Origin of the sequence: Bradyrhizobium zhengyangense (assembly GCF_022012555.1) — a bacterium.
Lineage (GTDB): Bacteria > Pseudomonadota > Alphaproteobacteria > Rhizobiales > Xanthobacteraceae > Bradyrhizobium > Bradyrhizobium zhengyangense.
This window is the reverse complement of record NZ_JAKLTZ010000025.1, coordinates 1-26,990: the sequence shown is the minus strand read 5'-3', so window position 1 is coordinate 26,990 and position 26,990 is coordinate 1. Positions and strand designations below refer to the sequence as shown.

Annotated in this window: 19 protein-coding genes and 1 tRNA gene; 13 read left to right on the top strand and 7 right to left on the bottom strand. The window is 57.6% G+C overall.

Annotated features, from left to right (window positions below; all coding sequences use genetic code 11):
• The first annotated feature begins 164 nt into the window (after positions 1-164).
• Together L6639_RS39595 and L6639_RS39590 are read left to right on the top strand one after the other, a co-directional pair.
• On the top strand, positions 165-1,064 hold the full coding sequence (locus L6639_RS39595; protein ID WP_237866899.1) for an alpha/beta fold hydrolase: 900 nt from the start codon (positions 165-167) through the stop codon (positions 1,062-1,064).
• Positions 1,065-1,132: 68 nt separating this feature from the next.
• Positions 1,133-1,936, top strand: a complete 804-nt coding sequence (locus tag L6639_RS39590) for an isocitrate lyase/PEP mutase family protein (protein ID WP_237866898.1) — start codon at positions 1,133-1,135, stop codon at positions 1,934-1,936.
• 63 nt (positions 1,937-1,999) lie between these two features.
• Here the strand turns inward: L6639_RS39590 and L6639_RS39585 are convergent, their stop codons facing one another.
• Positions 2,000-3,202, bottom strand: coding sequence for an SMP-30/gluconolactonase/LRE family protein (locus L6639_RS39585; RefSeq protein ID WP_237866897.1), 1,203 nt, complete (start codon positions 3,200-3,202; stop codon positions 2,000-2,002).
• Positions 3,203-3,398: 196 nt separating this feature from the next.
• Between L6639_RS39585 and L6639_RS39580 the strand changes: the two genes are divergently transcribed.
• The 7 genes from L6639_RS39580 to L6639_RS39550 all read left to right on the top strand — a co-directional run bounded on the left by L6639_RS39580 (position 3,399) and on the right by L6639_RS39550 (position 10,176).
• Positions 3,399-4,943: a S53 family peptidase gene (locus L6639_RS39580; RefSeq protein WP_237866896.1), complete on the top strand. Its 1,545-nt coding sequence runs from the start codon at positions 3,399-3,401 to the stop codon at positions 4,941-4,943.
• Between the two features lie 138 nt (positions 4,944-5,081).
• Positions 5,082-5,357: a hypothetical protein gene (locus L6639_RS39575; RefSeq protein WP_237866895.1), complete on the top strand. Its 276-nt coding sequence runs from the start codon at positions 5,082-5,084 to the stop codon at positions 5,355-5,357.
• A 595-nt stretch (positions 5,358-5,952) separates the two neighbouring features.
• A complete protein-coding gene (locus L6639_RS39570) occupies positions 5,953-7,515 on the top strand; it encodes a 2-isopropylmalate synthase (protein ID WP_237866894.1) in 1,563 nt (520 codons plus the stop codon).
• Between the two features lie 184 nt (positions 7,516-7,699).
• Positions 7,700-8,701, top strand: a complete 1,002-nt coding sequence (locus tag L6639_RS39565) for a TRAP transporter substrate-binding protein (RefSeq protein ID WP_237866893.1) — start codon at positions 7,700-7,702, stop codon at positions 8,699-8,701.
• 195 nt (positions 8,702-8,896) lie between these two features.
• On the top strand, positions 8,897-9,493 hold the full coding sequence (locus tag L6639_RS39560; protein ID WP_237866891.1) for a Spy/CpxP family protein refolding chaperone: 597 nt from the start codon (positions 8,897-8,899) through the stop codon (positions 9,491-9,493).
• Positions 9,494-9,661: 168 nt separating this feature from the next.
• Positions 9,662-9,737, top strand: a tRNA-Lys gene (locus L6639_RS39555).
• A gap of 181 nt (positions 9,738-9,918) precedes the next feature.
• The gene (locus L6639_RS39550) at positions 9,919-10,176 is read left to right on the top strand and encodes a hypothetical protein (protein WP_237866889.1); all 258 of its coding nucleotides are present in this window, start codon (positions 9,919-9,921) and stop codon (positions 10,174-10,176) included.
• A 290-nt stretch (positions 10,177-10,466) separates the two neighbouring features.
• On the opposite strand, the gene L6639_RS39545 is transcribed toward L6639_RS39550, so the two are convergent.
• Complete coding sequence (locus L6639_RS39545) at positions 10,467-11,078, bottom strand: hypothetical protein (protein ID WP_237866888.1); 612 nt, start codon at positions 11,076-11,078, stop codon at positions 10,467-10,469.
• A 1,061-nt stretch (positions 11,079-12,139) separates the two neighbouring features.
• On the opposite strand from L6639_RS39545, the gene L6639_RS43615 reads away from it, so the two are divergent.
• Positions 12,140-12,445, top strand: a complete 306-nt coding sequence (locus L6639_RS43615) for a Pepco domain-containing protein (RefSeq protein ID WP_420839247.1) — start codon at positions 12,140-12,142, stop codon at positions 12,443-12,445.
• 266 nt (positions 12,446-12,711) lie between these two features.
• Here the strand turns inward: L6639_RS43615 and L6639_RS39540 are convergent, their stop codons facing one another.
• Positions 12,712-13,731, bottom strand: a complete 1,020-nt coding sequence (locus L6639_RS39540; protein ID WP_237866886.1) for a hypothetical protein — start codon at positions 13,729-13,731, stop codon at positions 12,712-12,714.
• Positions 13,732-14,381: 650 nt separating this feature from the next.
• Positions 14,382-15,233: a helix-turn-helix transcriptional regulator gene (locus L6639_RS39535; protein WP_237866884.1), complete on the bottom strand. Its 852-nt coding sequence runs from the start codon at positions 15,231-15,233 to the stop codon at positions 14,382-14,384.
• A gap of 758 nt (positions 15,234-15,991) precedes the next feature.
• Between L6639_RS39535 and L6639_RS39530 the strand changes: the two genes are divergently transcribed.
• A complete protein-coding gene (locus L6639_RS39530) occupies positions 15,992-23,419 on the top strand; it encodes a putative Ig domain-containing protein (protein WP_237866882.1) in 7,428 nt (2,475 codons plus the stop codon).
• Positions 23,420-23,676: 257 nt separating this feature from the next.
• Positions 23,677-24,480 (top strand): Shedu anti-phage system protein SduA domain-containing protein, encoded by an 804-nt coding sequence (locus L6639_RS39525; RefSeq protein WP_237866881.1) that lies wholly within the window; start codon positions 23,677-23,679, stop codon positions 24,478-24,480.
• Positions 24,481-24,604: 124 nt separating this feature from the next.
• On the opposite strand, the gene L6639_RS39520 is transcribed toward L6639_RS39525, so the two are convergent.
• Positions 24,605-24,988, bottom strand: a complete 384-nt coding sequence (locus tag L6639_RS39520) for a hypothetical protein (protein ID WP_237866880.1) — start codon at positions 24,986-24,988, stop codon at positions 24,605-24,607.
• 233 nt (positions 24,989-25,221) lie between these two features.
• Here L6639_RS39520 and L6639_RS39515 point away from each other — a divergent pair, with 233 nt between their 5' ends.
• The gene (locus L6639_RS39515; RefSeq protein WP_237866879.1) at positions 25,222-25,422 is read left to right on the top strand and encodes a hypothetical protein; all 201 of its coding nucleotides are present in this window, start codon (positions 25,222-25,224) and stop codon (positions 25,420-25,422) included.
• 145 nt (positions 25,423-25,567) lie between these two features.
• Here L6639_RS39515 and L6639_RS39510 read toward each other — a convergent pair whose 3' ends face one another.
• Together L6639_RS39510 and L6639_RS39505 are read right to left on the bottom strand one after the other, a co-directional pair.
• Positions 25,568-25,906, bottom strand: a complete 339-nt coding sequence (locus L6639_RS39510) for a DUF3768 domain-containing protein (protein ID WP_237866878.1) — start codon at positions 25,904-25,906, stop codon at positions 25,568-25,570.
• An 87-nt stretch (positions 25,907-25,993) separates the two neighbouring features.
• Complete coding sequence (locus tag L6639_RS39505) at positions 25,994-26,776, bottom strand: hypothetical protein (protein WP_237866877.1); 783 nt, start codon at positions 26,774-26,776, stop codon at positions 25,994-25,996.
• Positions 26,777-26,990: the final 214 nt, after the last annotated feature.

Below are 26,990 nucleotides of genomic sequence, written 5' to 3'. Positions count from 1 at the left end.
ATATGTGCGCTACGCACATATTATCTGGATGATGATCCCTGCAGTCATTGGCGCTGCATGTGATCACCCGCGCTTCTGAGTTGGTGGAGCAGGGCTGTGCGGCAGCGGGCGGTGCAGAGCGATTCGCTGGGGCGTGAAGACGAGGAAGAAACAGGGAGAAGGCGATGACTATGCAAAGCACGGCCGCAGTAGCGACGAACGCCTTGGGCAGCGAACCTGCCTTGAAATACGTGCAAGCCAACGGTGTGCGGTTTGCTTACCTCGAGCAGGGGAGCGGGCCTCTGGTCATGTTCATGCATGGCTTTCCCGACAACGCCTGGTCTTATCGGAAGCAGCTGCAAGTTTTCGCGGACGCAGGCTATCGTGCCGTCTCGCCGTTCTTGCGTGGCTATGCGCCGACCGAGATCCCCGCGGACGGAGTTTTCGATCCCGTCGCCTTGGGCAAGGATCTCGAAGCGCTCATCGCAGCGCTGAGCGGCGACGGCCGGGCGTGCGTCGTTGGCATGGACTGGGGCGGTACGTCGACGTTTCAGGCGCTCGCCACTGCGCCGGCGGCGATCAAGGCCGCCGTGGTCATGAACACGGCGCACCCGATCACGTTCTCAAGCATCAGGAGGGATCCGGACGTCGTTCGCTCCATCTTCCATGTGTACTATTTCCAGTCTCCAGGGGCGGAATCGGCGGTTAACATCGAGGGACTTCCCTTCGTCGATTATCTCTGGAAGCTGTGGTCACCATCATTCAAGGACGAAGCGCATCTTCGTTCGATCAAGAAGACGCTCGGCTCTCCCGGCACGATGGCGGCCGCGCTCAAATATTATGGAGGGCTGACCGAGGCCGGGCGTCTCGGCCGGCTGCCGATCAACGACATGCATACGCCAACACTGACGATTTACGGCAGCAACGATCCGACCGCAAAATATTCGCTCAAGGAAGAGTCGCTGTTCAAGGGGCCGCACAAGCGCGTTGTCCTGCCTGACGTCGGCCACTTCCCGCACCTCGAGCGCGAGGACGAAGTCACCACCCTGATCATGGATTGGTTCAAGGCGCATGCACCCGATTGAGTGAATGCCTCACGATGAGGACTTTTCAACGACGACATCCTTCTGGCTTTTGATCGGGAGCACGGACCATGGACGCCAGCACGCAGCAGAAATACGCCGAGACGTTTTACGGTCTTCACAAGCGGGGAGACCCGCTTATCCTGTTCAATGCCTGGGACGTCGCGACCGCGAAGGCGATCGCAAGGGCGTCTCCGGCCATCGCCACCAGCAGCGGTGCGGTTGCGGCCGCACTCGGCTACGCGGATGGAGAAAACGTGCCGCTTGATCTCGTCGAGGGCTTGGTATCGCGCATGACTGCCGCGGTGTCGGTTCCCGTATCGATTGATCTGGAGGCAGGATATGGCGAAACGCCGGAAGCTGCGGCGACTTCAGTGGCTAGGATTCTCAAGGCCGGCGCGGTTGGTATCAACATCGAAGACGGGCTCTTCGGGGGCAAACGACAGCTCGCCGGACCGGACTATCATGCGGCGAAGATCCGGGCGGTGCGAGACGCAGGGCGGAAGTCTGGAGTCCGGCTGTTCGTCAATGCGCGAACGGATCCATTTTTGCTGAAATTCGGATCGCCGGATGAATGCCTCGACGAAGCTGCAAGGCGCGCGAAGGTCTATGCCGAAGCAGGGGCCGATGGCATCTTTGTCCCCGGCCTGACCGACCTTGCCCTCATCGAGAAGCTCGTTAAGGCCACGCCGCTGCCGGTCAATATCATGGTGACGCAAGGCACTCCGGAAATTTCGGATCTCGCCCGCCTCGGCGTCCAGCGGGTGAGTCTCGGGCCATGGCCCATGATGGCGGCGATGCGCGTCGTCGGCCAGGCTGCTGCCACGGTTGCGGAGGGCAAGCAGTACGGCACGTTCCTGCAACCGAACAGCTGAGTGACAAGGAGACGCGGCGCCGGCGAGAGATCCCGGCGCCGTGTCGCTTACGGCCTGCGTCGCTCAGCCGGGCCCTGCACCTTGTGTCGCCGTGTACACCGCGTAGAGCGACTGGCTCGCGGCCATGAAGAGGCGGTTGCGCTTGGGACCGCCGAAGGTGATGTTACCGCAGACTTCGGGCAGGCGGATGCGGCCGAGCAGCTTGCCGTCCGGCGACCACACCGTTACGCCGTTGTAGCCAACCGCGCGGCCGGCGTTGCTGGAGGCCCAGACGTTGCCATTGACGTCGCAGCGCACGCCGTCCGGCCCGCACTTCACGCCGTCGATCATGAAGTCGCTGAACCGCTGCTGGTTCGATAGCTTGTTGTCGCTGCCGACATCGAACACGAAGACCTCGCCCTTGCCGCCGGCGCCGGTGTCGCCGGGGCCTTTGCCGGTCGAGACGACATAGAGCTTCTTGTAATCGGGCGAGAAGCACAGGCCGTTCGGATCGGGCACCTGGTCCTCGGTGACGACGAGATCGACGCGGCCACTGGGATCGATGCGATAGCAGTTGGTCGGCAACTCGCGCTTCTTCGGTATGAAGTCCGCCGGCTGGCCGATCCTGGGATTGAGCTTGCCGCCCGAGTCGGGCTCGCCCTCGTAGAGCTGACCGCCATAGGGCGGATCGGTGAACCAGTAGCTGCCGTCGGGATGGGCGACGACATCGTTCGGCGAGTTCAGCTTCTTGCCATTGTAGTTGTCGCAGAGGATCGTTGCGGTGCCGTCGTTCTCGTAGCGCGTTACCCGCCGCGTCAGATGCTCGCAGGAGAGCTGGCGCCCCTGGAAGTCGAACGAGTTGCCGTTGCTATAGTTCGACGGCGTGCGGAAAACGCTGACATGGCCGTCGTCCTCGCTCCAGCGCATCTGCCGGTTGTTGGGGATGTCGCTCCACAACAGATAGCGGCCCTGCGCGCTCCACGCCGGGCCTTCAGCCCACAACACGCCGGTATAAAGCCGCTTGATCGCTGTGTTGGGCTGCGCGAGATCGTTGAACGACGGATCGACCGCGATGATGTCGGGGTCCCAGAAATAGGTGGTCGGCGCGCCGCGCGGGCTGAAATCGCGCGGCGGTGTGGTGATCGTCGTCGGCGGGGCGGCAGGGCCGGTCTGGGCGAGCGCCGTGCCCGTTCCGGCCATCGTGGCCGCGGCACCAAGCGCAAGTCCCTGAACCAGCGTTCGTCGTGAAAGCGCAACATCCTGCTCACGCTGCTGTTGGCGTGTCATTCGCGTCCTCCCGGGTCATGTTGGCTGGCCGGTTGATCCGGCCGAGCAGGCGCAAGGTTAGTCCCATTCATTTCCGGTTGCGAGGGCTGGGAATGCAATTTGAGACACAACTAAAGCGCGCAATTGTGAAATTGCCGACTTTTCTCGCGCCGCATTTTGGTCCAGCATTCGAAGCAGGAGCGAGGGGGAGAGCGACATGGCTGGTGTTGCCCCGAAGAATGGTCCGTCGAAAACCGAAGACGAGATCAAGGCGGACGAATTGCACGTACGGCAGATCGAGGCGGAAAAGGCGCTCAAGTCCGCGAATGCCCCATGGTGGCGAAGGGCTGACCCGTTGACGCTCGCGATCCTCGCGGCGGCCGGGTCTTTGGTTGGAAACATCCTGTCAGAGCACAGCAAGGCGAAAGACGATCAGGCGTTGGAGCAGACCAAGGCGCAGTACAATCTGGTACTGCAAGCGATGGCGACGAACGATGCGGCTGCTGCAAAGCGCAACATACACTTCTTCATCGATGCTGGTCTGCTCGCGGACGGTGATTGCCGGATCCGCAACGCAATCGACAGCGACAATCCCGTGCTGCCGTCGTTATCGGGCACCGCGCCGGCAGGCCCGGCGAACCTGCTGTCGCCGCCGTTGGTCGCTTCACTCTACAACTTCCCGCCGGGCGTGGACGGGAGGGGACAAACCATCGGAATTGTCGAGTTCGGTGGTGGGTTCGACAGGAAGGACCTTGAGCAGTATTTCTCGAGGTTGAAGCTTCCGGTGCCGGAGATCATCGCTGTGCCCGTCAACGGCGGGGGCAATCATCCGTCCATGACCGACGACGGGACTGACATGCAAACCGCGATGGACATCGAGATCGCCGCCGGTACCGCGCCGCGCGCGCATTTAAAGGTCTATTTTGCGCCGGTACCCAAGACTGAGGGTTTCAATGCGGCGGATTTCGCCCAAGCGGTTCGGCAAGCCACGGCCGATCAGGTCTCGGTGCTGTTGATCGGCTGGGGGCTGACCGAGAGCCAGTGGAAGGATGAGGACATCAAGCTTGTTGACGGTGCATTGGAGCAAGCCGCCAAACAAGGCATCACGGTGATCGCACCTTCCGGCGAAAACGGTGTTACGGACGGTATGACTGACGGGCGCCGCCACGTCAGTTATCCAGCGTCGAGCCCTTGGGTCCTGTCGGTCGGAGGCACGACCGTCAAGATCGAGGATGGCAAAATCAAATCGGAGAAGATCTGGCGCGACGGTCAGTCGGCGACAGGTGGCGGCGTGAGTGAGAAGTTTGCACGACCAGACTGGCAAAATGGAGTCAAGGTGCCACTTCGGGCAGACGGTAGCACAGGACGCGGCCTGCCGGATGTCGTCGCCACGGCTGACCCTGCGGTGGGCTATACGCTCTTCGTGCATGGCAACGCGGTGGTCGTGGGAGGCACCGGAGCAGTCGTTCCACTTTGGGGCGGCCTCATCGCGCTGCTCAATCAGGCCAACGGCCACAACCTCGGCTACGTGACCCCGCGGTTCTATCGCGAGTTCGGACCGGCGAAGCTGTTTCGTGAGATCACCGAGGGAGACAACGGCGTGTCTGGTGTCACCGGCTTCAAGGCAGGTCCAGGTTGGACACCAGTTGCGGGTTGGGGCAGCCCGGATGGCGTCAAGCTGATCAATTGGCTGCGCACTCATCCTGATGGCACGTCGACAGCTGCGAATGTCACTGCTTGTCCAGCCACGACCAGCCAGTAGAGTGCGTTTTCCACCGCGGGTGCGCATGACGGTTCCACCGGCATGAACGACTGTTCGTTCGCCTGAGAATCATGCAGCGGTCAGCCTTGACCTCGCCCATATTGCTGCGCAGAACTCGCGCCGGGACAAGTCTCGGAGTTGGTTGTGGGTGTCGTCATACTGATCGTACTGCTCGGGATCGCGTTTGCTGCCGGCTATTTCCTGCGCGATCTGAAGTCTCGCAAGCGCCGTGCGGACGCCCGCCGTTGGAGCGATTACGCGCAGCCGGATTGGTTGAACGCCAATGCGCCCGCCAACACCAACGAAGTGACCGCCGCCAATCAGATTGCGCGTGCGGCCACCGGCGAGCTTGGTCAGCTTGGTTTGATGCTGGATCGCTGGGAAACCAGGGCCCGCGCGCGCCGGGTGGGGTAGGTTGAGCGCCGCGTATCGGCGGCTACAAGAATTCGCGTTGCTCGACGGGCAAAACACCCAAGCGCTGGGTCAACAGGCATGGTTCAAAATATTCTGCATTTCCGAAACTCGGATTTGTCGTATGTTTCGCCTATCCTGATCCGCGTTGTACGATGTCGCCTCCCGGGTCCCGGCCCTGCGTAGCAACGCTCCGCGCTGCAGCGCGTCCGGGACACGGACCGCGGTGCCCTGCAACCAGGTCAGCCCCCCTGACCATCTTTTGGCGTTGCAGTTGCGGCCATTTCTCGTCTAGAAACGGCGCACTGAGCCTTCCGGCAACCAACCGTCAACGGTTTTGACCGAGGATTTGGGGCTCAAAAGGGTCTGGCAATGCTGATTCGCGGCCAAATCGATGGGATTTTTGGGGAGGTGGCTCTGGCCGCCGCCACGATCCCGGCCGCGCTGCCCACCCTGCTTCTTGGCGGGCTTCTTCTTAGCTGCCCCTGAGGGCCGGCTGGGCGCTGCGCGCCTGGGCACTCAGGGGTTGGTCGAGATCACCGAACACCTCAAGCGCCCCTAAGACTGACGGCGCAAAAGCTCAAAAGGAAATTTTGCAATGGCCCCCGTGAACAAGTCCGACAAGGACCGCGTCATCATTTTCGACACCACGCTGCGCGACGGCGAGCAATGCCCCGGCGCCACCATGACCTTCGAGGAAAAACTCGAGGTCGCCGAGTTGCTGGACGATATGGGCGTCGACGTCATCGAAGCCGGCTTCCCGATCACCTCGCAGGGTGACTTCGAAGCGGTAAGCGAGATCGCCCGCCGCTCCAAGAACGCCGTGATCGCCGGCCTGTCCCGTGCCCATCCGGCCGATATCGACCGCTGCGCCGAAGCGGTGAAATTCGCAAAACGGGGCCGCGTCCACACCGTGATCGCGACCTCGCCGCTGCACATGCGGGTGAAGCTGAACAAGACGCCGGAAGAAGTGCTCGAGACATCGGTCGCGATGGTCGCGCGCGCGCGCAATCAGATCGACGACGTCGAATGGTCGGCGGAGGACGGCACACGCAGCGAGATGGATTATCTCTGCCGCATCGTCGAGGCCGTGATCAAGGCCGGCGCCACCACGGTGAACATCCCCGACACCGTCGGCTACACGGTGCCGGAGGAATACACCCACTTCATGAAGACGCTGATCGAGCGCGTGCCGAACTCCGACAAGGCGGTATTCTCGGTGCATTGCCATAACGACCTCGGCATGGCCGTGGCGAACTCGCTGGCCGGGGTCGTCGGCGGCGCGCGCCAGGTCGAGTGCACCATCAACGGCATCGGCGAGCGCGCCGGCAACGCCGCGCTCGAAGAGATCGTGATGGCGATCAACGTGCGCAACGACAAATTCCCGTACTGGAACAAGATCGACACCACGCAGCTGACCCGCGCCTCGAAGGTGGTGTCGGCCGCGACTTCGTTCCCGGTGCAGTACAACAAGGCCATCGTCGGCCGCAACGCCTTCGCGCATGAGAGCGGGATCCACCAGGACGGCGTCCTGAAGGACGCTTCCACCTACGAGATCATGCGGCCCGAAATGGTCGGCCTGAAGCAGTCCTCGCTGGTGCTCGGCAAGCACTCGGGTCGTCATGCCTTCGTGCACAAGCTGGAAGAGATGGGCTACAAGCTCGGCCCGAACCAGCTGGAAGACGCGTTCACGCGGATGAAGGCGCTCGCCGATCGCAAGAAGGATATCTACGACGAGGACATCGAGGCGCTGGTCGATGAGGAGATGGCGGCCTCGCACGACCGCATCAAGCTGACCTCGCTGACCGTGATCGCCGGCACCCATGGCCCGCAGCGTGCGACCATGAAGCTGGACGTCGACGGCCAGATCAAGATCGAGGAGGCCGAGGGCAACGGTCCGGTGGACGCGGTGTTCAACTGCATCAAGCGCCTGGTGCCGCATGAGGCCAAGCTCGAGCTGTATCAAGTTCACGCCGTGACCGAAGGCACCGACGCGCAAGCTGAAGTCTCGGTGCGACTGTCGCAAGAGGGACGTTCGATGACGGCCCGCGCGGCGGATCCGGATACGCTGGTCGCCTCGGCCAAGGCCTATCTCGGTGCGCTCAACAAGATCGTCATGAAGCGCCAGCGCGACAACGTAACGACGGCTGCGGCGGGCTGACGCTCGTAGCTCGTCATTCCGGGTTTGGTCCTGCGGACCGCCCCGGAATGACGGTGCTTGTGGCGATGAATAGCTGCCCTGCTAACGGCCAATAGCGGCTCCGCCTCGCAGCCGCTATTGATGCTGCCGGCTCAAGATCGGCCGCCCTGATGCCGGGCAGCCCAAAAAACAACAGGGAGAGAAAATGCGCACCTTCGCGATCGCGGCGTTCATCGCTGCACTGGCGCTCGGCCTTGCCGGGCCTGCCAGCGCCGACCCGATCATCATCAAGTTCAGCCACGTGGTCGCGACCGACACGCCGAAGGGCAAGGCGTCGGAGAAGTTCAAGGAGCTCGCCGAGAAGTACACGAACGGCAAGGTGAAGGTCGAGGTCTATCCGAACTCGACGCTGTACAAGGACAAGGAAGAGCTCGAGGCGCTGCAACTCGGCAGCGTGCAGATGCTGGCGCCGTCAAACTCCAAATTCGGCCCGCTTGGCATCCGCGAGTTTGAGGTGTTCGATCTGCCCTATATCCTCCCTGATCTCAAGACGCTGCGGAAGGTGACGGAAGGTCCGCTCGGCGCGCGGCTGCTCAAGCTGCTCGAGCCGAAGGGCATCATCGGCCTTGCCTATTGGGACAACGGCTTCAAGGAGATGAGCGCCAACAAGAAGCTGCTGACGCCCGCGGACTATCAGGGCGTCAAGTTCCGCATCCAGTCCTCGCGCGTGCTGCAGGCGCAGTTCAAGGCGCTAGGCTCGCTGCCGCAGGTGATGGCGTTCTCGGAAGTCTACCAGGCGCTGCAGACCGGCGTGGTCGACGGCCAGGAGAACACCTGGTCGAATATCTATACCCAGAAGATGCACGAGGTGCAGAAGTACATCACCGAGACCAATCACGGCTACATCGGCTACGTCGTGATCGTGAACAAGAAGTTCTGGGACGATCTGCCGGCCGACATCCGCGACCAGCTCTCGAAGGCGATGAAGGAAGCCACCGACTTCAACAACGCACAGTCGCAGAAGGAAAATGACGATGCGATGGCCGAGATCAAGAAGAGCGGCAAGAGCGAGATCATCAAGCTCACGCCCGAGCAGGACGAGGCGATGCGCAAGGCGATGGAGCCAGTCTACAAGGACGCCGCAAGCCGCGTCGGCCAGCCGCTGATCGACGAATTCCAGAAGGAAGCCAAGAGCACGACCAATTAATCTAGGCGCTCGATGAATGTAGGGGCTTCCGTGCTGCGACGCGGAAGCCCTTTGTTACAAATGATTTCCAGCTGGCGATTTTGATCCAGATCAAGGAGTTACATCTTCGTAAGAGTGGCCTCTCTGTCCAAGTTGTAAGTTGCACACTGGCTTCGCGACGCTCATCTTCAGGGTATCCTTCCAGAGGAGGTTCGGATGAGGAAGTTCACCATCGCCGCCATCGCCGTGCTCAGCATCGCCGGCTCCGGCGCGGTCTATGCCCAATTTCATCGCCCGTGGATGGAGCACTTCCACCACATGCGAATGAACCCGGAAGATCGCGCCGCCTTGGTCGATGCGCGGATCGCTGCCGTCCATGCCGGGCTGAAGCTCAACGCCGATCAGGAGAAGCTGTGGCCGCCGGTTGAGGCCGCCGTGCGCGACTTCGCCAAGCTGCGCATCGACCGCGCCAATGCGCGGATGAACGCCGGTCCAGGAGACTCGAACAGGGACGCCGACAAGCCGGACGATCCGGTCGCCCGCCTGCGTCAGCGCGCCGAGGACATGGGCGCGAGCTCGGCAGCCCTGAAGAAGATCGCCGATGCCGCCGATCCGCTTTACAAGACCCTCGATGACGGCCAGAAGCGGCGCCTTGCCCTGCTGACCCGCCACCGCGGCCCGTTCGGCGGCGGTGAAGACGGCCCGCCCCACCACTTCATGGAGCGCGGCATGGGTCGCATGATGGACCGCGGCATGGACCACATGCGCGGCGGCGATCGGGACGGCGGCGGAGACCGGGAAGGCCGGCTCTGAGCGCACCCGGATTTCCCCGGGATCAACCTCCGCGAAGCCGCTGGAATCCAGCGGCTTTTCGCATTTCAGGGGGCTGTGGAAGAACCTTGGAAAACATGCGTCACATCGCTTGCCAGACCCGGATCGCTTTGCTAAACGACCGGCCTCGCAAGGCATTGACCGCCTTTCGGGCGCATAGCTCAGTTGGTAGAGCAGCTGACTCTTAATCAGCGGGTCCCAGGTTCGAGCCCTGGTGCGCCCACCACTCCCAAGTGATTGCCGCGCAGCGGCTTTTTTAATTTCCGCTGCACACTCTCCTCAGCAAATAGAAATCGCGTGGCACCGATTTGGCACCGCCAAACGAGCGCTGTCGCACGGCAAAGAATATTTTGCAGCTTGCATCTTTGTTCTTAGTTTGTTCTTATCGAGAGTTAGAGGACAAGACCATGGATCTTGAGTTCATTCGAGGGGACATCGAGCAACGGCGCCGGCAGATTGCGCGGCAGCGAAGGGAAATTCTCGATCTTCAACGTGCGGGTATCAGCACGAAGTCTGCAGAAGAGTTGTTGGCGCGGATGCTGAATAAGGTCGACGAGCTGTGCGCCGAGCGCGACCGGCTAGTCGGCGAATCTCGCCGCAAATACGAATGGAAGGACAAGCTCATCCTCGGGCCGCAAATCCGCGTAGGCGGCAAGCGGAGCTGACACCGTGGGCTCGCGTGATCCACTCAAGTGGTACGACACAAGGCAGACAATACTCCTTGGATAAAGGCGCTTGAGAGAATGCGGCACCGCGCAACAATGGAGGGGTACTGCTATCAGCACGTCCAGCGATCATCGTCGTGATAGATCAGTATGCGGAAAGGGCGTTGGGCAATGGAGAGTATTTCTTGAACAGGCCATATTGCGTTGGGGATCGCAAAGGGCGATCCGGTATCCTAATGCGCCTTTGAATGCCAATCCTTTGGACGAATGCTCATCAGGTTGTACACTATCTACACGTCAACCTCGGACTGGCCGGGGTGAGCACATCTCGCCAAATTACTTTTCACCAATATTGTGGTCGTATGCCGCTCGAATTCGATCCAGCAAAAACTCTCGACGAGCACCTGGTAGAATTTCGGAAATACTTGGAATTGATTGATTCCGAGTGCACAAAGATCCTCTTCGATAATCTGGGAACGCTCAAAGGAGATGGTAATCCGACGCGAGCCCGCGCCAATCGCGCGACATTCAACGCGGCTGTCGATCCGCCCCTGCCGTCCAAATGACCGGAGGCTGTTAATGGATCTATTGCCACATCTCGGCTCGATCTTGCAGTGGGTATCAGTTCCGCTCGCCGCTGCATCTGGTGCCTTTGGATCTGGTCTGCAAAGGTGCCGCTTACGCTGAGCGATCCATTCAACGAGCCGTTCGTTCTTGAGCAGAAAGTGCTGTATGCGCGTGCCGAGCAGTTGGCGAACGATGCTGCGATAAGCGTAGCGTTTGCGAAGCAATCGCGGTTGAGCGCTGCGGCGGGCGCAGCCGCTTTTCTTTCTGCTTTGTTGCAGCTCCTCGTTTTGATGTTCTAGCGCGGACACGTCGTTATTGCCGGTCGCGTAAAGCACCGCGAAATATTACAACAGACCTAGGACGCGACGAAAATTTAGATACCTCAACTCAGAAGTCGTCGGAGGCTATTGACATGAAGGGCGAGCCAGGACCGGACGAAATTGAACAGAAGGTTATTGCTGCTGTCTCATCGGTCTTGCAAGAGTCGGCGCTATGGGCCGACAATCGATCGTACCTGACCCGAATGATAGGAAAGCGCGGATCAGGCCTCGATGCTTCGAGTTATGATTCTATCAATGAGGAAGTCTGGTCAAAGACATTCATTGAGCGTCTTTCGGCGCTAGGTCGTCGTCTCGGATTCACGTCAAACGATTACGATCGCCAAAGGGGATGGTCCTATGACGTGCTCTGGCGTGATCTAAACACAGGCGGTGACTGGTGGGTTACGAATAGTATTCCGCTCGTGCTTTGCTGTAGTTGGTACGTAAGTGGTTCTACAGGCTATCCATCGTTCGAACCGCTAGACAAACTGTTGGTCGCGAGAGCGGACCATCGCGTCGCAATTTGCCAGCACAGGTACGCTGGGAACGTTTTTGATCGCTTTTCTTCGTACCTTACGCAATGTCAAGCGACGAAGAAAAAGGATCGTTATCTCTTTCTTTGCTACCATCCGGAAGAAAGGAAGTTCGCTTCTTGTGTCTTTGTGGCTTGAGTTTCACCAGCGATGGCTCATGTTAGACCGCGCGATGCGGACCAATTTCTGATCACTCTTGGAGATCGGCGGCAAGGATCAGGGATCGATGTCCGCGCTTCACAATCCGCAGTCGTCCTTTGCTGATTTCCACGTACAACGAGGCTCGGCTAATAGCACAAAGCTCCAATACGTCTTTGATTAAGTAGGCAAGCTTCTGCGGCAATTCAGCAGCCGTACGGTTTCGTGCTGGCGGCCGTGCTTCTGGCCTTTGCTGAACTTCCTGCGGGGTAGCTCGCGCACCTGGGCATTGCGGTTACTCATCGGAGCCCTTCCATTTTTAGGATTGAGGTCGCCACTGCCGCGGTCGGCATTCGGAGCCGAGATGGATTCGTAGCTATTTGCCGGTTACGAATCGCTCTAGCAATGCAAGATCAAGTCACGAGGCTTCGGTCGTCCATGTCTCAAAGCTGGCCTGAGAAGGCATGCCGAAGTTGGGTTTCCGCTGATGCGCTCCTTCTAAGTTCACTCGAAAGCTCCCTTACTATGCCGGACTCAATTGGGTCTTTCCAAGTCGACGCGCTAGATATTCAATTGGAGATCACCGCGGAAGGACAGATTGGGCTTCTCGGCACCGGTGGCAAACTCGGCGGAAAAGGAAGTCTAACGTTACGGTTGAAGTGCCCCAACTCACCGAAGCCGTTACGAAAAAAGACATCCGCGGCTGCGTAGGCAGTGCACTTACCCAGAGCGCGCTCGTCAGACGTCACCCCGAAGTGACGCAGTTTGCGGGTACGATCGAAGATCACGGTCATCGGAATCGTCATACGGATGTGTTCGATGGAGTGTGCCGAAGTCTACTTGGCCAAGTGCGGTTTTTCCGCGGACTCAAGAATTCAAGCAGTCTTGCCAAGGGAATCAACGAACCTGCGGCAAACATTCATGCGTCAAAGAGGCCGCCCTTGCTGGCAGCCTCTTTGATACATCAGATGCTAAAGTCAATGGCAGGTTTTCGGATCTCCCACGTAGGCCGGTTGTTTCGCATATGCCGACGCTTGAGCATTTAGTGGTACTTTGGCGATGACTTCCGTTACCGCGTAACCACACACATTGGCGTTTGCATTGTTGGCGCCCACGGTTTGTGCGCCCTGTAAGCAGGCCTGCTTCGGGCTATATTTCGGCACTGGATTTACAGTCGTTTTAATGCCGTCCTCCTGGTGGACGATATCGATAAATCGGGAAGTGCCGGGGACTACAACGGCATCATCATTGTTGTCTAGTACAACGCAAATGGGGTGCGTATCGTGACACTCGTCGCATGCGTGGCCGTAGCGGGTGGTACCGGCTGAGTAGCGAAGCTCTCGTTGAAGCTTGAAACCCTGTCGCGCCGGGAGTGTAATTTCTTCTGTCTGATCTCCGACCTTCGCTTTGAAGTTCATTGATTTATCAAGATCGCGCTTCAAGTTGATCACGGATTTTCCGCCAGGGACCATCTCGGCGTCTGGCTCACGGTCGATGATCTCGGCATTCTGCGCTGAAAATTTGACGGGAATCTTCTGGTAGATCACGAACGGGTGAAGCTTTACCGTTATGGACATTTCGGGTGAGGTCATCGCGTTGTCGGATGGCAGGATAAAGATCGACTGATCCTGAGCCTTGAGGCACGCAATGTATGCCTCTTTAGCATTGTCAGACAAATAAGTGTAGGTCTCCCAGCGTCGATCTCGTGAAGAGAAGTCGAGATGGAATTTCTCACGTAGAGACGTTGAGAATTCGTCTGCTTGTCCTCCGTTGGCGCTCACGATATCGAAAAAGTTGACGCCTCCGGATGAGCTTTCCTTATTGGTCGTAGAAGTGTCTTTAGAAGTATCCTTGATCAGCTTTCGTTGTTGGTCAGATGCCGCCGAGGCTGTATCTCGTATCAAAATTTCGATTGGGTCGCATTCTTTCGCCGCGCATCGGCCAGTAGCCACGGCGAAAGCCAAAAGGCACAATCCTGCAGTAATTGATTTACGCATTATCGCTCTCCAAATTGATCGGGCGCTTGGGGAAGGCCACACACAGGCAAGCAAAAGCGAAGTTGCAGAGTATCTTCTAATTATTTGGCGCGGTGCAGTGTCCTAATCGGGAATTGATTGTTCGACAGCAATTGAGGCCGGTCGTCGTATGAAATCCTGCGAGCGGCCGGCACGAACGGCCCATCTTTGCTCAACCTTCGCGTGCGCGCAATAGGGAAATGCGGCTCTGACGATTTCAGCACCAGGTAGGTGTGATGGCGTGGCTGGCCCGCGGTGCCTTTCGCGTGAACGTTTCAGCGGTGATCCAGCGTGCCGAAAATCGGGTCTTACGCGACTAACTGGCTCGGCCGCCAACGACAAACCGCACACCAGCAATATTGCCCTGCCGACATATTAAATAGCAGGCGGGCCGCGATGTGACGAGCCCGCCGCACTTCCCGTTCGAATGGTCTCCGAGGGCGCTGCGTTTCACAAAACTACTCCTGTCGGATTAAGGTCCGGTTTCGTGAGGCTCAGCAAGCCGGCGGAAAAGGCGTGTCGGATGTCTTCGAAGGAACATCGCCCGAGGTCAAGCGAGCGTCTTTTAAGAGGCGCCACGCTGCTGTTTAAATAATGCGAGGTCGAGTTCTCGCGCGCCAAGAGGTGAACATCTATTGGATCGGGTACGGCCGGAGTTCTTCCGGGTGCTCGGTTACAAATGAAATCACTCGCCGTCTCTTCTCTCTTCCGCGAGACATAGACCCGGGACTGGCGTGAGCATCAAACCAGGCGGGCACATGCTTTGTGACGCGTGCATATATGGAACGCCAGCGTAAAGCTACGGCGCCCGGCCGTATCCCCAGAGCTAGGGCAATTTCCTCGTCCGTTAAACTGTCAGCAGCCCGTTCGAGTACCTGCCTTTCGAATTGCGTGAAGCCGCAGCGAGGAGGCGAATACAGGAAAAGATAGCTCACTGTAGATCCCGGCAGAACGCTCTCGAAATCCGACCTTCGCGCCTCAAATACCACGTGCTCTTGTTTCAACATTCCGCCTAAGACAGGCAAAGGTGTCCCGACAGGAAAACGATGACGTTCTTGAAAGCCGCCTGCGCGAAAGGCCTCGGCGCGATCGGCCGTTGTCTCTTTGAGGATACGCGCGAGCCGGTATCCGCGATGGATGCGCAGAAAGCTCTGCTGGCTAGCCATCTGTAGTGCTTGCGCTTCGGGCTCTTTCGGATCGTTTGTGCGCTGCAGCCAAAGAAGCGGAAAGGCGGTAAGCCCCTCGCCGGCGTTGGCTTTGGCGATATCTTCGTCGGACAGGAACGGTCCCGAGCCTCGGGACTGGTCCGCCTGATGGAGCAGGTCGAGTTCAAGATGTGGGTAAGGGCCGGCGAGATACTGAGCTGCTAGTGCGTTGCTGAGAAAGCCGGTTAGTCCAAAAGCTACAAGAACGGGTACCCGAGAAGGTTGACCGAGGTATTCTACCGCCGCCCCTCGTAAAACCTCTTCGGAAATCAGGCGCATAAGCAGGGCAGGGAGGACCTTTTGCAGTTGCGAAGGGACAGGGAAGTCTCGATTTATCCATGAGGCAAAAGCGTCTGCATCCCTCGCCGTAACCGCCCGCGTGCGGCTCAGGAGAGAAGGACCGGATTCCCGAGATTCAAGCGTCGACAATCCTTAGACCATCAATTTTAGGTGTTGATCCACCAGCCTAATAACGCAACCCTAGAGAGGCAAGGCTGAAGAATCCGTGACATGCCGCGTGTCCCCGCGGCGTAGTCGCTTGGGATGGGGGCGTGGTATGAGCTTATGCTGCTCGCAGCTTTTACGCGTGGGATTTCGGCATGGCGCAAGCCGCCAATATGCCCATGGTAGTGCGAAGCCGATAAGAAGCGCTCCGCTCGAAAAGCTTGAAGCAGCACCGAGGGAACGCGTTGCTTCATTCAAATTCTTTGTTCCGAATTATGTACGAAGAGCTTACGCGCACTTCGGATCGTGAACGCGCGACACGTCACCTATTGTCGCAACGAGAAAAAGGAGCCTTTGTCGCTGAGGCGCGCGAACGCGGATTTTGTTGATCGTAAGGTCGTCAACCGATGCCCTGAATATTTAGCAACACTGGCAGGGGTGATCGAGAGTTCAAGAGCCGCTCAGCGGCGACAAATATGTTCAAATCATCATGGCGGCTTTTGACTAGAAGAGGAGTGCGTTCTTTTCACTCAGAGGAGCGCAAGTTCTTTCGATCGGTTTCCATTTATCAACGCTGAGCAGGGGATAATTTCATGGCTTCTGTCGCCTACATGACCGGCAGCACCAATCCTTGGGGAATTTCTCCGGACGACCCTGGATCTCCCGAAACAGCCATGAACCTGGCATTCGGGGTCGATAACTGGACAAAATTTCAGGGGTTTACCCCTGCGGTTTTCGACGGCAGCTACAACTTCATTTTTATCAATACGGGTGTCGGTACGGAATCCGAATTTGCTCAGTTTCTAAACGCAAATCTGAGTGCGATCGAGGCCTTCGTTTCCAATGGGGGACGACTTTTTATCAACGATGGAAGCGGCGCCGACGACGTCTATCTTGGATTCGGAGCGACGCTGTGGAATGGAATTTCTAGTGGCGGAGATGCCGTAGATCCTAGCGATCCGATCTTCCTTGGGCCCGTGGGGGATGCGGGCGCCAACTGGACAGGCAACTGGTTCTCGGATGGCATCATCGCGGGTCCTGACTTGCTCCCCTTGTCTGACCTCACGCCGCTGGTCACGGCCGGAACGGACGGTCTGGGCAATCCCGTTACTGCCATCGGCCTAAAGCACTATGGTGCGGGAGTTGTAATTTTAGGGAGCATTGCTGATCCACATTTCGCCTATAGCAATGTAGCTCCTTCGGAAATTCTGCTCTCGAACTTGTTGTACTACGGCGCGTATGGTGACTCCGGTCCACCGCCTGGTGAAACGGTCGTCAGATGGATTGGGCCAGCGTCTACTGATCTGGATGGAGATTGGAATACGTCAGCGAATTGGGCCGACTCCGTTCCGCCGTCCACTGCTATCGTTGCGCTGCCGGGATCGCAGACATATACGGTAACCAGCGCCCATGACAACCAAGTATCCCAACTCGATATAGAAGGTTACGGCGCTACGCTGGCTATAACCGGCGGAACCTTCACTATAACAGGGACACTCCGCAGCGAAGGCAACATCGACGTAAAGGTTGGAGGACTCGTTGTTCAAGGGCCCGCACTCGGCGTTGGCGCGTCAATTGAAACGCACGGTACCTTGGAATTCGATCAGGCTTCGAGTGTCAATGTGCGATTCGCAAACGGCGCTTTCTCGAGCCTCTCCGCTTCTCTTGTCGATCCGTCTTCAGGAAACGTTGGCCGACCACATGGCGTGAACGATGCCGGTGAAGTCGTTGGGTCTTTCGGCGACCAAGGTTTTATATACAAAAACGGAAGCGTCACGCTTTTCAACTATGCATTCCCCGGAGACCAAACAGTAGTCGAGGGAGTAAATGGTAGCGGTGATATTGTTGGAGACTATTATGACGGACAGTTCGTCCACGCATTTGTCCGCTACAGCGATGGAAGTGAGTTTCAGTTCGACGCAGATCCCTTGAATCCGTTCTATACTAGCGCGACTGGGATCAACAATAGTGGCGAGATTGTTGGGACCTACCGCAACAGCAGTACTGGTTTTGCCGAACGCGGCTTTTTGGAGATAGCAGGCACTCTTACTAGCATCAGCGTTGCGGGGGCGAATACAACACACGTTTCCGCAGTCAATGATGCTGGAGAGATCGTCGGCTATTACAATGACGGCGCGGGCCAACATGGCTTCGTGTATGAGAACGGCGCGTTTACGACATTCGATGATCCTTTAGGAGCTGGACGAACCCAAGCGCTCGGAATCAATGACGCCGGACAGATCGTAGGAACATACTGGGACAGCAACAACGTTTATCACGCATATCTCTTTTCAAATGGAGCATTCACGTCGATTGATGATCCATCGTTTCTCTCGCCCTATGGTGCAGTAGCGAGCGGCATTGGCAATAACGGGTCCATTGTCGGATATGGCTACGGCTCGCGCCCGTTTGTGGATTTCCCAGGCGCTGGCGGCATGTTGAAGCTTGGCGATCCTTCGGAATATACCGGCACTATTTCTGGTTTCGCTATTGGCGACACGATCGAATTGTCAACTGTGAGATACGACAGTGGTGCTTCCGTCTTTCTGGGAGCGGGGAACGTGCTTCGCATTGTAGAGGACGGCAAAGCACATAACCTCAACTTTGATCCCGCTCAGGACCTATCGCGCGTATTGTTTTCCGTGTCCGCCGGTTCGGACGGTGAAACTGAAATTAAGGCCAGTCCGTCTCCAATCGCAGTGGATTCGACCGCGGCGCAGTACTTTAGCACTGCTTCCGCTGCAAGTCCCTTCACGGTCCCAATCAGTGTCGCCGGCTCGAATAGACTTCTTGTCGTTTCGATAGCCTGCGGAAACGGTGCTAACCTCAGCGAACCCGATGTGGTTACGTCCGTCATCTACGCCGGCGAAGAGCTTTCGCTTGTCAAGAAAATTGGCGGAGCAGGTGAGGAACAATATCTATATGTTTTAGTTGCGCCGCCCACCGGAGCGCACAACATCAGCGTTACGACGGCCCCGGGATTTATTGGAACGATCAACATCGACGCGGCAGACTACACCGGTGTCGAGCAGACGATCCCGGTGAATTATCTTTACGATACCGACGCAGGTCAGAACTCGATTACAATCGGACCACTCCATACTGCGCTTTATTCGTGGGTGGTGGGTGGCATCGGCGACAACGCCGGCAACGCCAGTGTTGATGTCACCGGGCGAACGCGGGCGGACTCTTCAGGTTCCTCGGGTTCTGCAGTCTATTTGTTTGATTCGAACGGACCTACAGGTGGAGTCGACGTTTCGGCCCAGTTCCATAAAATTTCCGGTTTCAACCATGACGTTTCATCCATCATGGTTGAGCTCGCACCCGCTCAAGCCGGAGGAGCGTCGCCGGCTGCGTCGAACATATCAGGCGACGCGAACGCAGATACGAATCCCCAGCCGATCATCTTAACGGCACTTTTTACAGATGCAGATGCGAATGACACGTTTACTTTCAAGATAGACACTGCCGGAACGAAAGGCACGGTCATCAACAATGGCGACGGCACTTTCACTTACGATCCGAACGGGAAATTTTTGTATTTGCCCGTGGGCGTGACGACGACCGACACTTTCCTCTACGAGGTGACGGACAGTCACGGCGGAAGTTCGGAATGGAAGACGGCGACAGTGACAGTTCATGGGGAGGCCCAGGAGGTGTCCCTACCTGACGGTCTCGCGGCCGAAATGCTTCGGCTCGCTCTCGATGCCTACCCGAGTCAGCAGACATTCCACGATAGCTTAGCTTTGGGGCGGTCACCGAATCAACCTGCGCTGACTACTATTCAATCGGATCACTGGCATGCTCTCTCGGCAGACGAACTCGGCATCAACTCGCGTGGACAAGAGGGGGCAATTCAATATTCTTTCGTCAACGGCTACTACCAAGCTCACAGCACTGATTCAGCTGAACAACTTTTGTCTGATCCCTCTGAAGCCGACGCCCTAGTCTTGACCGCGCTCGTGGGCGGTAAGCGCACGCTTACTATCTCTTTTGCCGGCACGGACCAAGCGAGCGATTTTTTAGACTATCTGGATTTTGCTACACATTGGGCAAAGTTCGCTCCGCTTGTAGAGGTCGTGAAGCAATTCATTGATGCCAACAAGGTTGATCAGGTCTTGGTCTCGGGCCATAGCCTTGGTTCGGCGATGGTTGATTATTTCCTGAGTGCAATCAAGCCGGGCCTGCCAGAGTCGGTAAAGGTGGAGGCCTACACAGATGGCTATCCCGGCGTGGAAGCCGATGTTCAGATAGCCGACGGGCTCGCGAACAATTTCATTCATACTGACGATCTGGTTTATGGGTTGGGAAAGTTGTCGAGCCTTCCCCAGGCCGAAAAGGACTTGATTCTCGCCGCAGTGCCTTTGGCGGTGGAAGCTTCCGCCGGTCCTGTTGCCGCGGAGGCGGCGGTGCTTGCAGCCGGAGTGCTTGCATCTATTGAACCGAAGTCGCAGGAAGGCCACGACATTTTTTTGAACAGTGATGTATCGAATACGTGGTCGTTCGAGGAGCATAGCCCTGAACTCTATGTTGCAGACATCCAGAAGCTTACTGCCTTTGCAATCGATCCACAGAGCGTCTTTCACGAAGTCCTCGCGCAACCTTCGATCAGTGAACTCGGCCAAGCACTAGAAACAAATAGCTTGTATCAAGGTCCTTCTATTCAGGTCGGTGTCGGACAGCCGAACTCGCCTCTGATCCATATCGACGGAAATGACGACGTGGACCTGGGAGGTGTCTACGATTCGCGTGGCCTGCTCGCACCAGAAAACATGACCTTCTTCTGGAGCCCGATTTCCAACAAAGTGCACTACGTGGACGGAGGGCCAGGAGCGGTCAATAACGTTGTAATCAACGAATCGCCAGCAGGGTACCGTTGGCAAACAATTGACGATGCAGATTCGCAAACCCATGTCGAACTCTCCTACAACGGAGCCGTTGTTGGAGAGCTCTACAGGATAACGAACCTTGAATTTCAGTATGGGAGCTGGGCCGGAGCCCCCCCAATCAATCTGCTTAGTCATCCAAATGGAAGCGGAAGCGAACTTGGGTCAGGTCTGCTGGACGTCGGCTGGAAAGGTTCTCTATTCCTCGGCGCTGACGGGTATATTCGCGGGGCGACAGTGTTTGCCGATGCCAACGGCAATGGACGGGTCGATGCCGGAGAAGCGATTGCGACGACAGATGCAACCGGCGGATTCGATCTGGCAGGGGGCTCTGGCCGTCTTGTGCTGTTCGGCGGAACGGACACGTCAAGCGGCCTTCCTTTCGCAGGCACTCTGTCGGCTCCTTCCGGTTCGCAGGTCATCACGCCGCTGACGACAATCGTATCGAAGCTCGTGGATGATGGGGTTCCCGATGCCGAGGGCAAGGTCCTCGCGGCGTTTGGGCTTGATGTCGGCCTTGACCTGCTTTCTCTCGATCCGGTGGCCGCCGCAAAGTCCGGCGCCCAGGCGGGTTCTGTCAGTTTCGCCGCCGGGACCGAGATCGGCGATACGCTTAGCATGATCGCGTCGATTATCGGCGGAACAGACGCGAATCATTACAGCACGGCATGGAACGATACAGTTGCTGCCTTGGCGGCCCAGGTTGTAAGTCTTGGACAGGGTCAGATTCTGGACTTAACCGACGACGCTATTGTCAAAAGCCTTATCGATTCCGTCCTTCAGATCGAGGGCAGGAGCCTCGACCCCAGCGAAGAAAGCGCGTCGGCGCAGGCTATTGCGGCGAGTAACAGCGCGTTGATGGGCAAATTAACGGCCGATGGCTCCGGTCCCAACTTCGTCGCGGATGTTGGCGCGGTAGAAAACGTGGCACAGGGAGCCGCGTCGGACGCGCTCAAGACGCTCGCCGAGCATCCGGAACAATTCCAAAATGTGCTTGACACGCTCACCGGGAGCAATCTGAACGACGCTATCTCGGCATCGCTGAATTACATTGCAACGCCGCCGGTGGTGTCTTCGTTAGCGATCAATCCGAGCAACGGAGATCTCGGCGTCGGACATTCGGTGCAACTGATCCTGACTTTCAGTAAGCCAGTGATCGTGACGGGTGGCGTGCCAACGCTGTCGCTCGACGACGGAGGGGTAGCAAGTTTCGACGCGGCCGCAACGGCAGCGCTCGCTAATTCTTCCAAACTAGTCTTTACTTACTTTGTGTCCGCCGGCGAGAACAGCGCCGACGTAGCTGTCGTAGGGACCGACCTGAATGGCGCGGTCGTACGTGACCTGACTAACAATGACGCCGACCTGGCGGGAGCAGTCGCAAATCCATCCGGCATTGTTATCATCGACACCACCCCTCCGGTTTTGAGCTCGGTCTCGGACCAGACGAATGAGGCCGGGAGCCCGGCAGGCGCAGTGGCGCTGTTTACGACGATAGCCCTCGATTTGGTCGACGGCGCGGATTCGGTTGTATTTAAGGAAGGCAATACTGTCGTCCATTCCGGAGATGTTTTCGGATTAGGTGCGCATACCATCACTGCAAGTGCGGTTGATGCGGCCGGGAATATCGCTGCGGAGAACTTCACGATCAAAGTAGTCGATACGACGCCGCCGACGTTGACGCCGGTGAGCGACCGGACGGTGCATGCAACGAGCTTGGCGGGCGCAAAAGTTACATTCTCAGCGACGGCGAGTGACCTCGTAGACGGAGCCGACCCGGTCGTGTTCATGGACGGCAGTAGCGTGGTGCATTCCGGCGATACGTTTGCGCTCGGCACCCACACAATTGCGGTCAATACCGTCGATGCGGCCGGAAACACCGCATCAGAGAGCTTTACAATTAGGGTTGCGGATGCAGCTCCCGTCGTCTCGCCGATTACGCGGAGCATGGGAGAGGACGGTCCTACATTCAACCAGGATCTTCTGTCGGGAGCGAGGGATCCCGATGCAGGAGACTCTCTGTCGGTCTACGGCCTGGATGCAGCCGTCACGACTGCAGGAGGGAGGTCACTCGTCCTTGGGACCGACTACACGCTGAGTGGTTCGATTCTTTCTCTGACGGCCACAGGTATCGCGAAGTTCAACAGCTTGGGGTCGTCGCAAAGCGACCTCGCCGTGTTCCACTACGGCGTTACTGATGGTATTCTAACTACTGCGGATACCCTGACGTTGAATGTTACCGGCGCCGACGACGCGCCAACGCTGCTCCATCAGACTGTGAGCCAGTCCGCAACAGCCGGCTCGCCGTTTTCATTAACCTTGCCCAGCAACACTTTTCAGGATCCTGACAACGGCGACCACTTGAAGCTCACGGCGACGTTAAGCAACGGCTCCGCGCTGCCGTCGTGGCTTACTTTCAATTCGGCAACGGGGACGCTCAGCGCCACGCCGGCTGCCAGCGATGTAGGTGGCTTTGACATCAAGATAACGGCAACAGACACCGGTGGTTTGGCGGCTACCGACGTTTTCCACCTCACCGTCACCGACCATCCGCCGGTCATCACCTCCGACGGCGGTGGTAGTTCAGCGTCGATCATCATCGCCGACGACACAAAATACGTCGATACGGTTCACGCCACTGATCCTGATCCCAATACGAATATGAAGTATTCGATCGTCGGCGGCCAAGACCAAAAGCTATTTGCCATCGATCCGACGTCCGGCGTGCTTTCTTTCAAATCGACGCCGCAGGATGGACATGGCTATCAAGTTGTTGTCGCTGCGTCCGACGGTGGCATCCAAGACACGCAAGCTATCAATGTGCAGGTCGCTAAGGGCGGGTTCGAGTCTGGTAACGCCAATATCGCTGACACGTTCGTATTCAAGCCGGGATTTGGACTGGACATTGTCAATAACTTCGATGCGACGTCATCCAACCATGACGTATTGGAGCTCGATCATTCACTATTTCACCAGGCGGACCCCCATGCGTCGACGGCAGCAACTTTCGACTTGATCCTGCATCACAGCTTCCAGGTCGGACCTGATGTTGCAATCGTCACCGATACACTGAATATCATTGATTTGCGAAATACTACTCTTCACAGTCTGAGCGCGAAGGATTTCATACTGACTTGAGCGATGTGCAGAACGGTCAACAGTACCGCAAAGCTTTCCAATGCATCAAGCTTCACAACTTGTTTGGCTTTCGCGTAAGACGGGGAAGAAGTATCTGCTGCTTAGCGAGGCGCGCGACCGGAATTCAAACTCAGGACAACTGCTAGCGCAAATAGCGCGCCAATCGAACCGGTGCTCAAGCGGGCCTTCGCGCTGGACGGGAACGATGGAAGCTGTACACTTTGGGAGTTTGATTCCATTTTTCCATTCAGCTCATTATGGCCCGACCACGCGCATATAAACTTACCGCCCGCAGCTATGGACAATTAGCCGGGACGACCATTTATTACACCGGATTTGGTAAGACGCCCGCATTTCTGCCAGCAAATGGTCGAGGTTTTGGGGGGCTGAAGCATACGCTTGAGCACCTCAAGAAGAAGTTCAAGAATTTCACGCTGACCATTACCCCGGACGAAAATTCGGTGCTGAAGGACGGGGCGCTCCATAAAGTTCGCTTATCGGCGCGGGTAATCAAGAAGTACGGCACGCAGCGTTGGGATGGCACCCGGCAGTTGAACCTGAAGCTAAGCCAGCAGATGCTCGCTGAGGTATACCCCGAACATTTTCCTTCCGCGAACTATCACGCCTATCAGCGCGGCATGTTTGCAGAGATCTTGACCAGCGTAGATCAGAGAGTGATCTCAGCGGAAGATCGGGAGGCCCTGACGAAATTTGTTACCGGCGCATCCACGAGCCAGTCGCTCGACATTCCTACCGCTTATCAAGCCAAACAGGACGTGCAGCTTATCTACCTACGGCGGTTGGTGGAGGAGTTCGATGTGGAAGTCACTGCCGGCCACGATGAGAGCTGGTGGCAAAAATACTTCGAGAAGAACATCTTGTTCTTTCAAGAGAGCTACATCCGGCGCCTGGAGAAGCTGAACATTATCGTTGCCGCCACGCAGTATGCGGATTTTTGTGTCGTAACTTCGGACGGCTATTTGGACATCTTAGAGATCAAGAAACCGGGAACGACGCTCCTTTCGGAGGATAGGTCACGGCACAATTTCTATTGGAACTGACGGGGCTAAACGTTCCGCACCAGCATGCGCATCTGTCAAAATCAGATTTCGAAGGCTCTCATAAACCTTCAGGCCATCCCGCGCACCATCAACCGCAACTCCGATACGAAGAAAAAGGCTCGCCTCAGTGGCGAGCCTGACGATCATCGAGGTCATCGGAAAACGTCATAAAGACGTGTTCGATGAAGCGGGCCCGGTTTTCGGGATTGCACGTCATGTGATCCGCCAAATGGACGGTCTCATGCAGTGCGATGCCTCGAATCCTTCGTGGCTCCGACTTAAAGACCACAATTATCCATGGAAGCTGTACGTCGCGAAAGATTGATGCACCTTCATACTCGGCAAGCTCCTCATAGTCCTTGCAGTAATCCGCCAACAGCCTCTTTGGGATGACGTCTGACGCCTCAACCAGCTTCGCGAACTCGGTAGGGTCAAACATCTCTTGGACAACGAACAGGCCACGGACATGCGTTTGCAAGTGCATGGGAAGCACGTAGGGTACGAGCATGATACTCTCCTGAATGAGTTAGCCCTGCTCACTGGTGGAGCACCTCTACGAATCGAACGTAGTAGGGGCGTGTCTCGACGGTCCCCCAACGGGGCATAACACTCGCCAGTGCGTTTAGCTGACCGATGGCCTAGGTGGGAAGGAGCAGGGCTACCAATATTCTACACCGCGGCAAGGTTGAGAAATGGGCGCGATGTTGGTAGAACGCGCCCACATTAATTGAGGAGTCAGTAGTGAAAAAGGCAAAGAAGACTAAGAAGGCTGCGAAGAAGCCGGCGCGACGGGCGTATACGAAGGCGGACGTGAAGGAATTGCGCGCCCATTCCAAAGCCAGGACGCCGGTAGAAAAGATAGCGAAGCAGACAAAGCGCAGTGTGGGATCGCTGCGGCAAAAGGCGCGGACGCTCGGAATTGGCCTGGGCCACCAGCGCTAGCATGGCAACCTTCAATCGGATCTTCTCAACGAAGACTCGTGCAGATTATCTTCGTGCTCACGGCTGCGGTCATTCTAAAGCTTCTGAGTTAAAAGAGGGCAGCCCAATCGGGCTGCCTTTTTTGTCTGATGCGAAGGGATCTCAATTAGTAGTCCTCCGCAAGCATCAATGTGCCGACGCGAACTGTTTGTTCTCGATCGGATGGATCTTCAGATCCGCCGTCCATCGCTTTGTTGTAATAATCGCACTTCCAGAAAAATGTGCGATTGCAAAGCTCGAAGCTGAGAAAGTCGTGCTCATGGTGGGGATCGTTGCCGGCGTCCCACTCGTTGAAATCAGACACCTTTAGCCACGCCGTCGACCGCACCATCTCTGGTAAAGCGGCCACGCTGGCCGACATCATCATGCGGCCGCCGGCAAACGTCTTGCGGAAGCTGTCGTTTAGCTCGCGAATACGAGCTGTCTTATCTGCTGCATCACTCATAGCGCTTCTCCTCACTGGCGGCATCCGAGAGGTCACGGATGCCGGGCAGTAGGGAGAAGAAAGGCCCGCGCGTAGCGGGCCTCTTGCTCAGAAAAGCTCCAGCGTGTCGCAGTGCTTGGTTGCCATGAGGGCGGCCAGCATTTCGACCTGGAGGCCGGTGATCTCCGAAAGGAAGCAGACGCAGTTGATCGCGCCGGCTTCGTACGCTCGCAGCACATCGAGCACATCCCGGACCAGGTAGAGGGTGCCGGCGTCGACTCGGTGAGCCCCGAAGATGATCTCCTGCGGGTTGAGCCCGTTCGGGATCGTGAGTACCGGCTGCTCGGCCCCGAGCGCGCGGCCGGCGAAGCCGAGGACATTCCCGATGGGGTCGTGGAGCGCGATAGCCAAGCGGCCCCGGTTGGTCCCGGTGCTCGCAAAACCCGCTTTCCAGTCCCGGAAGGTCTCGGCCGAAATCCCAAGCTCCGACAGGGACTCGTGAGCCGGGTCCAGCTTGGCCGCGTAGGCTTCCGCATCGAAGCCTGGCTTCTTCTGGTGGGCAGGGGGAACGGTAACAGGAACAGTACTGGTACTGTTCCGGCGGCCGGTCGTGGAAACGGTACTGTTCCCGCCCAGGAAGGCTGCTGCTTCGGGAAGGGTGCAACCTTGGATGTGAGCCACCAAGGCAATCTGGTCGCCTCCTGCGCGCTTGGCGAAGCAATAGAAGCCTCGTCCGGGGGTAATGACCAAAGCTCGTTCTCCGCCTGACTTGCAGGCCGGGCAGGGGCCTCGGTGTTGGTTGCCGTGCGCCTTGAGGGTGAGGCCAAGCAGTCGCATGGCGTCCTCCAAGGAGACACGGGTCTTCAGCTCCGCGAAATCAACGAAGGGCATTTGGAGTCTCCAACGATGTGGGGATAACGAGAAGGTCCGTCCGGTTTGAATTGTACCATTGAGGCCAGAGGCAACCCGCAAAAGGAGAGACCTGTGTGCTGATTCCGCTCGATGTCGCCCACCATTCCGGAATAATCTCGCCCACCGTTCCGATTTGATGTCGCCCACCATTCCGAGATGATCTCGCCCACCATTCCGGGATGATGTCGCCCGG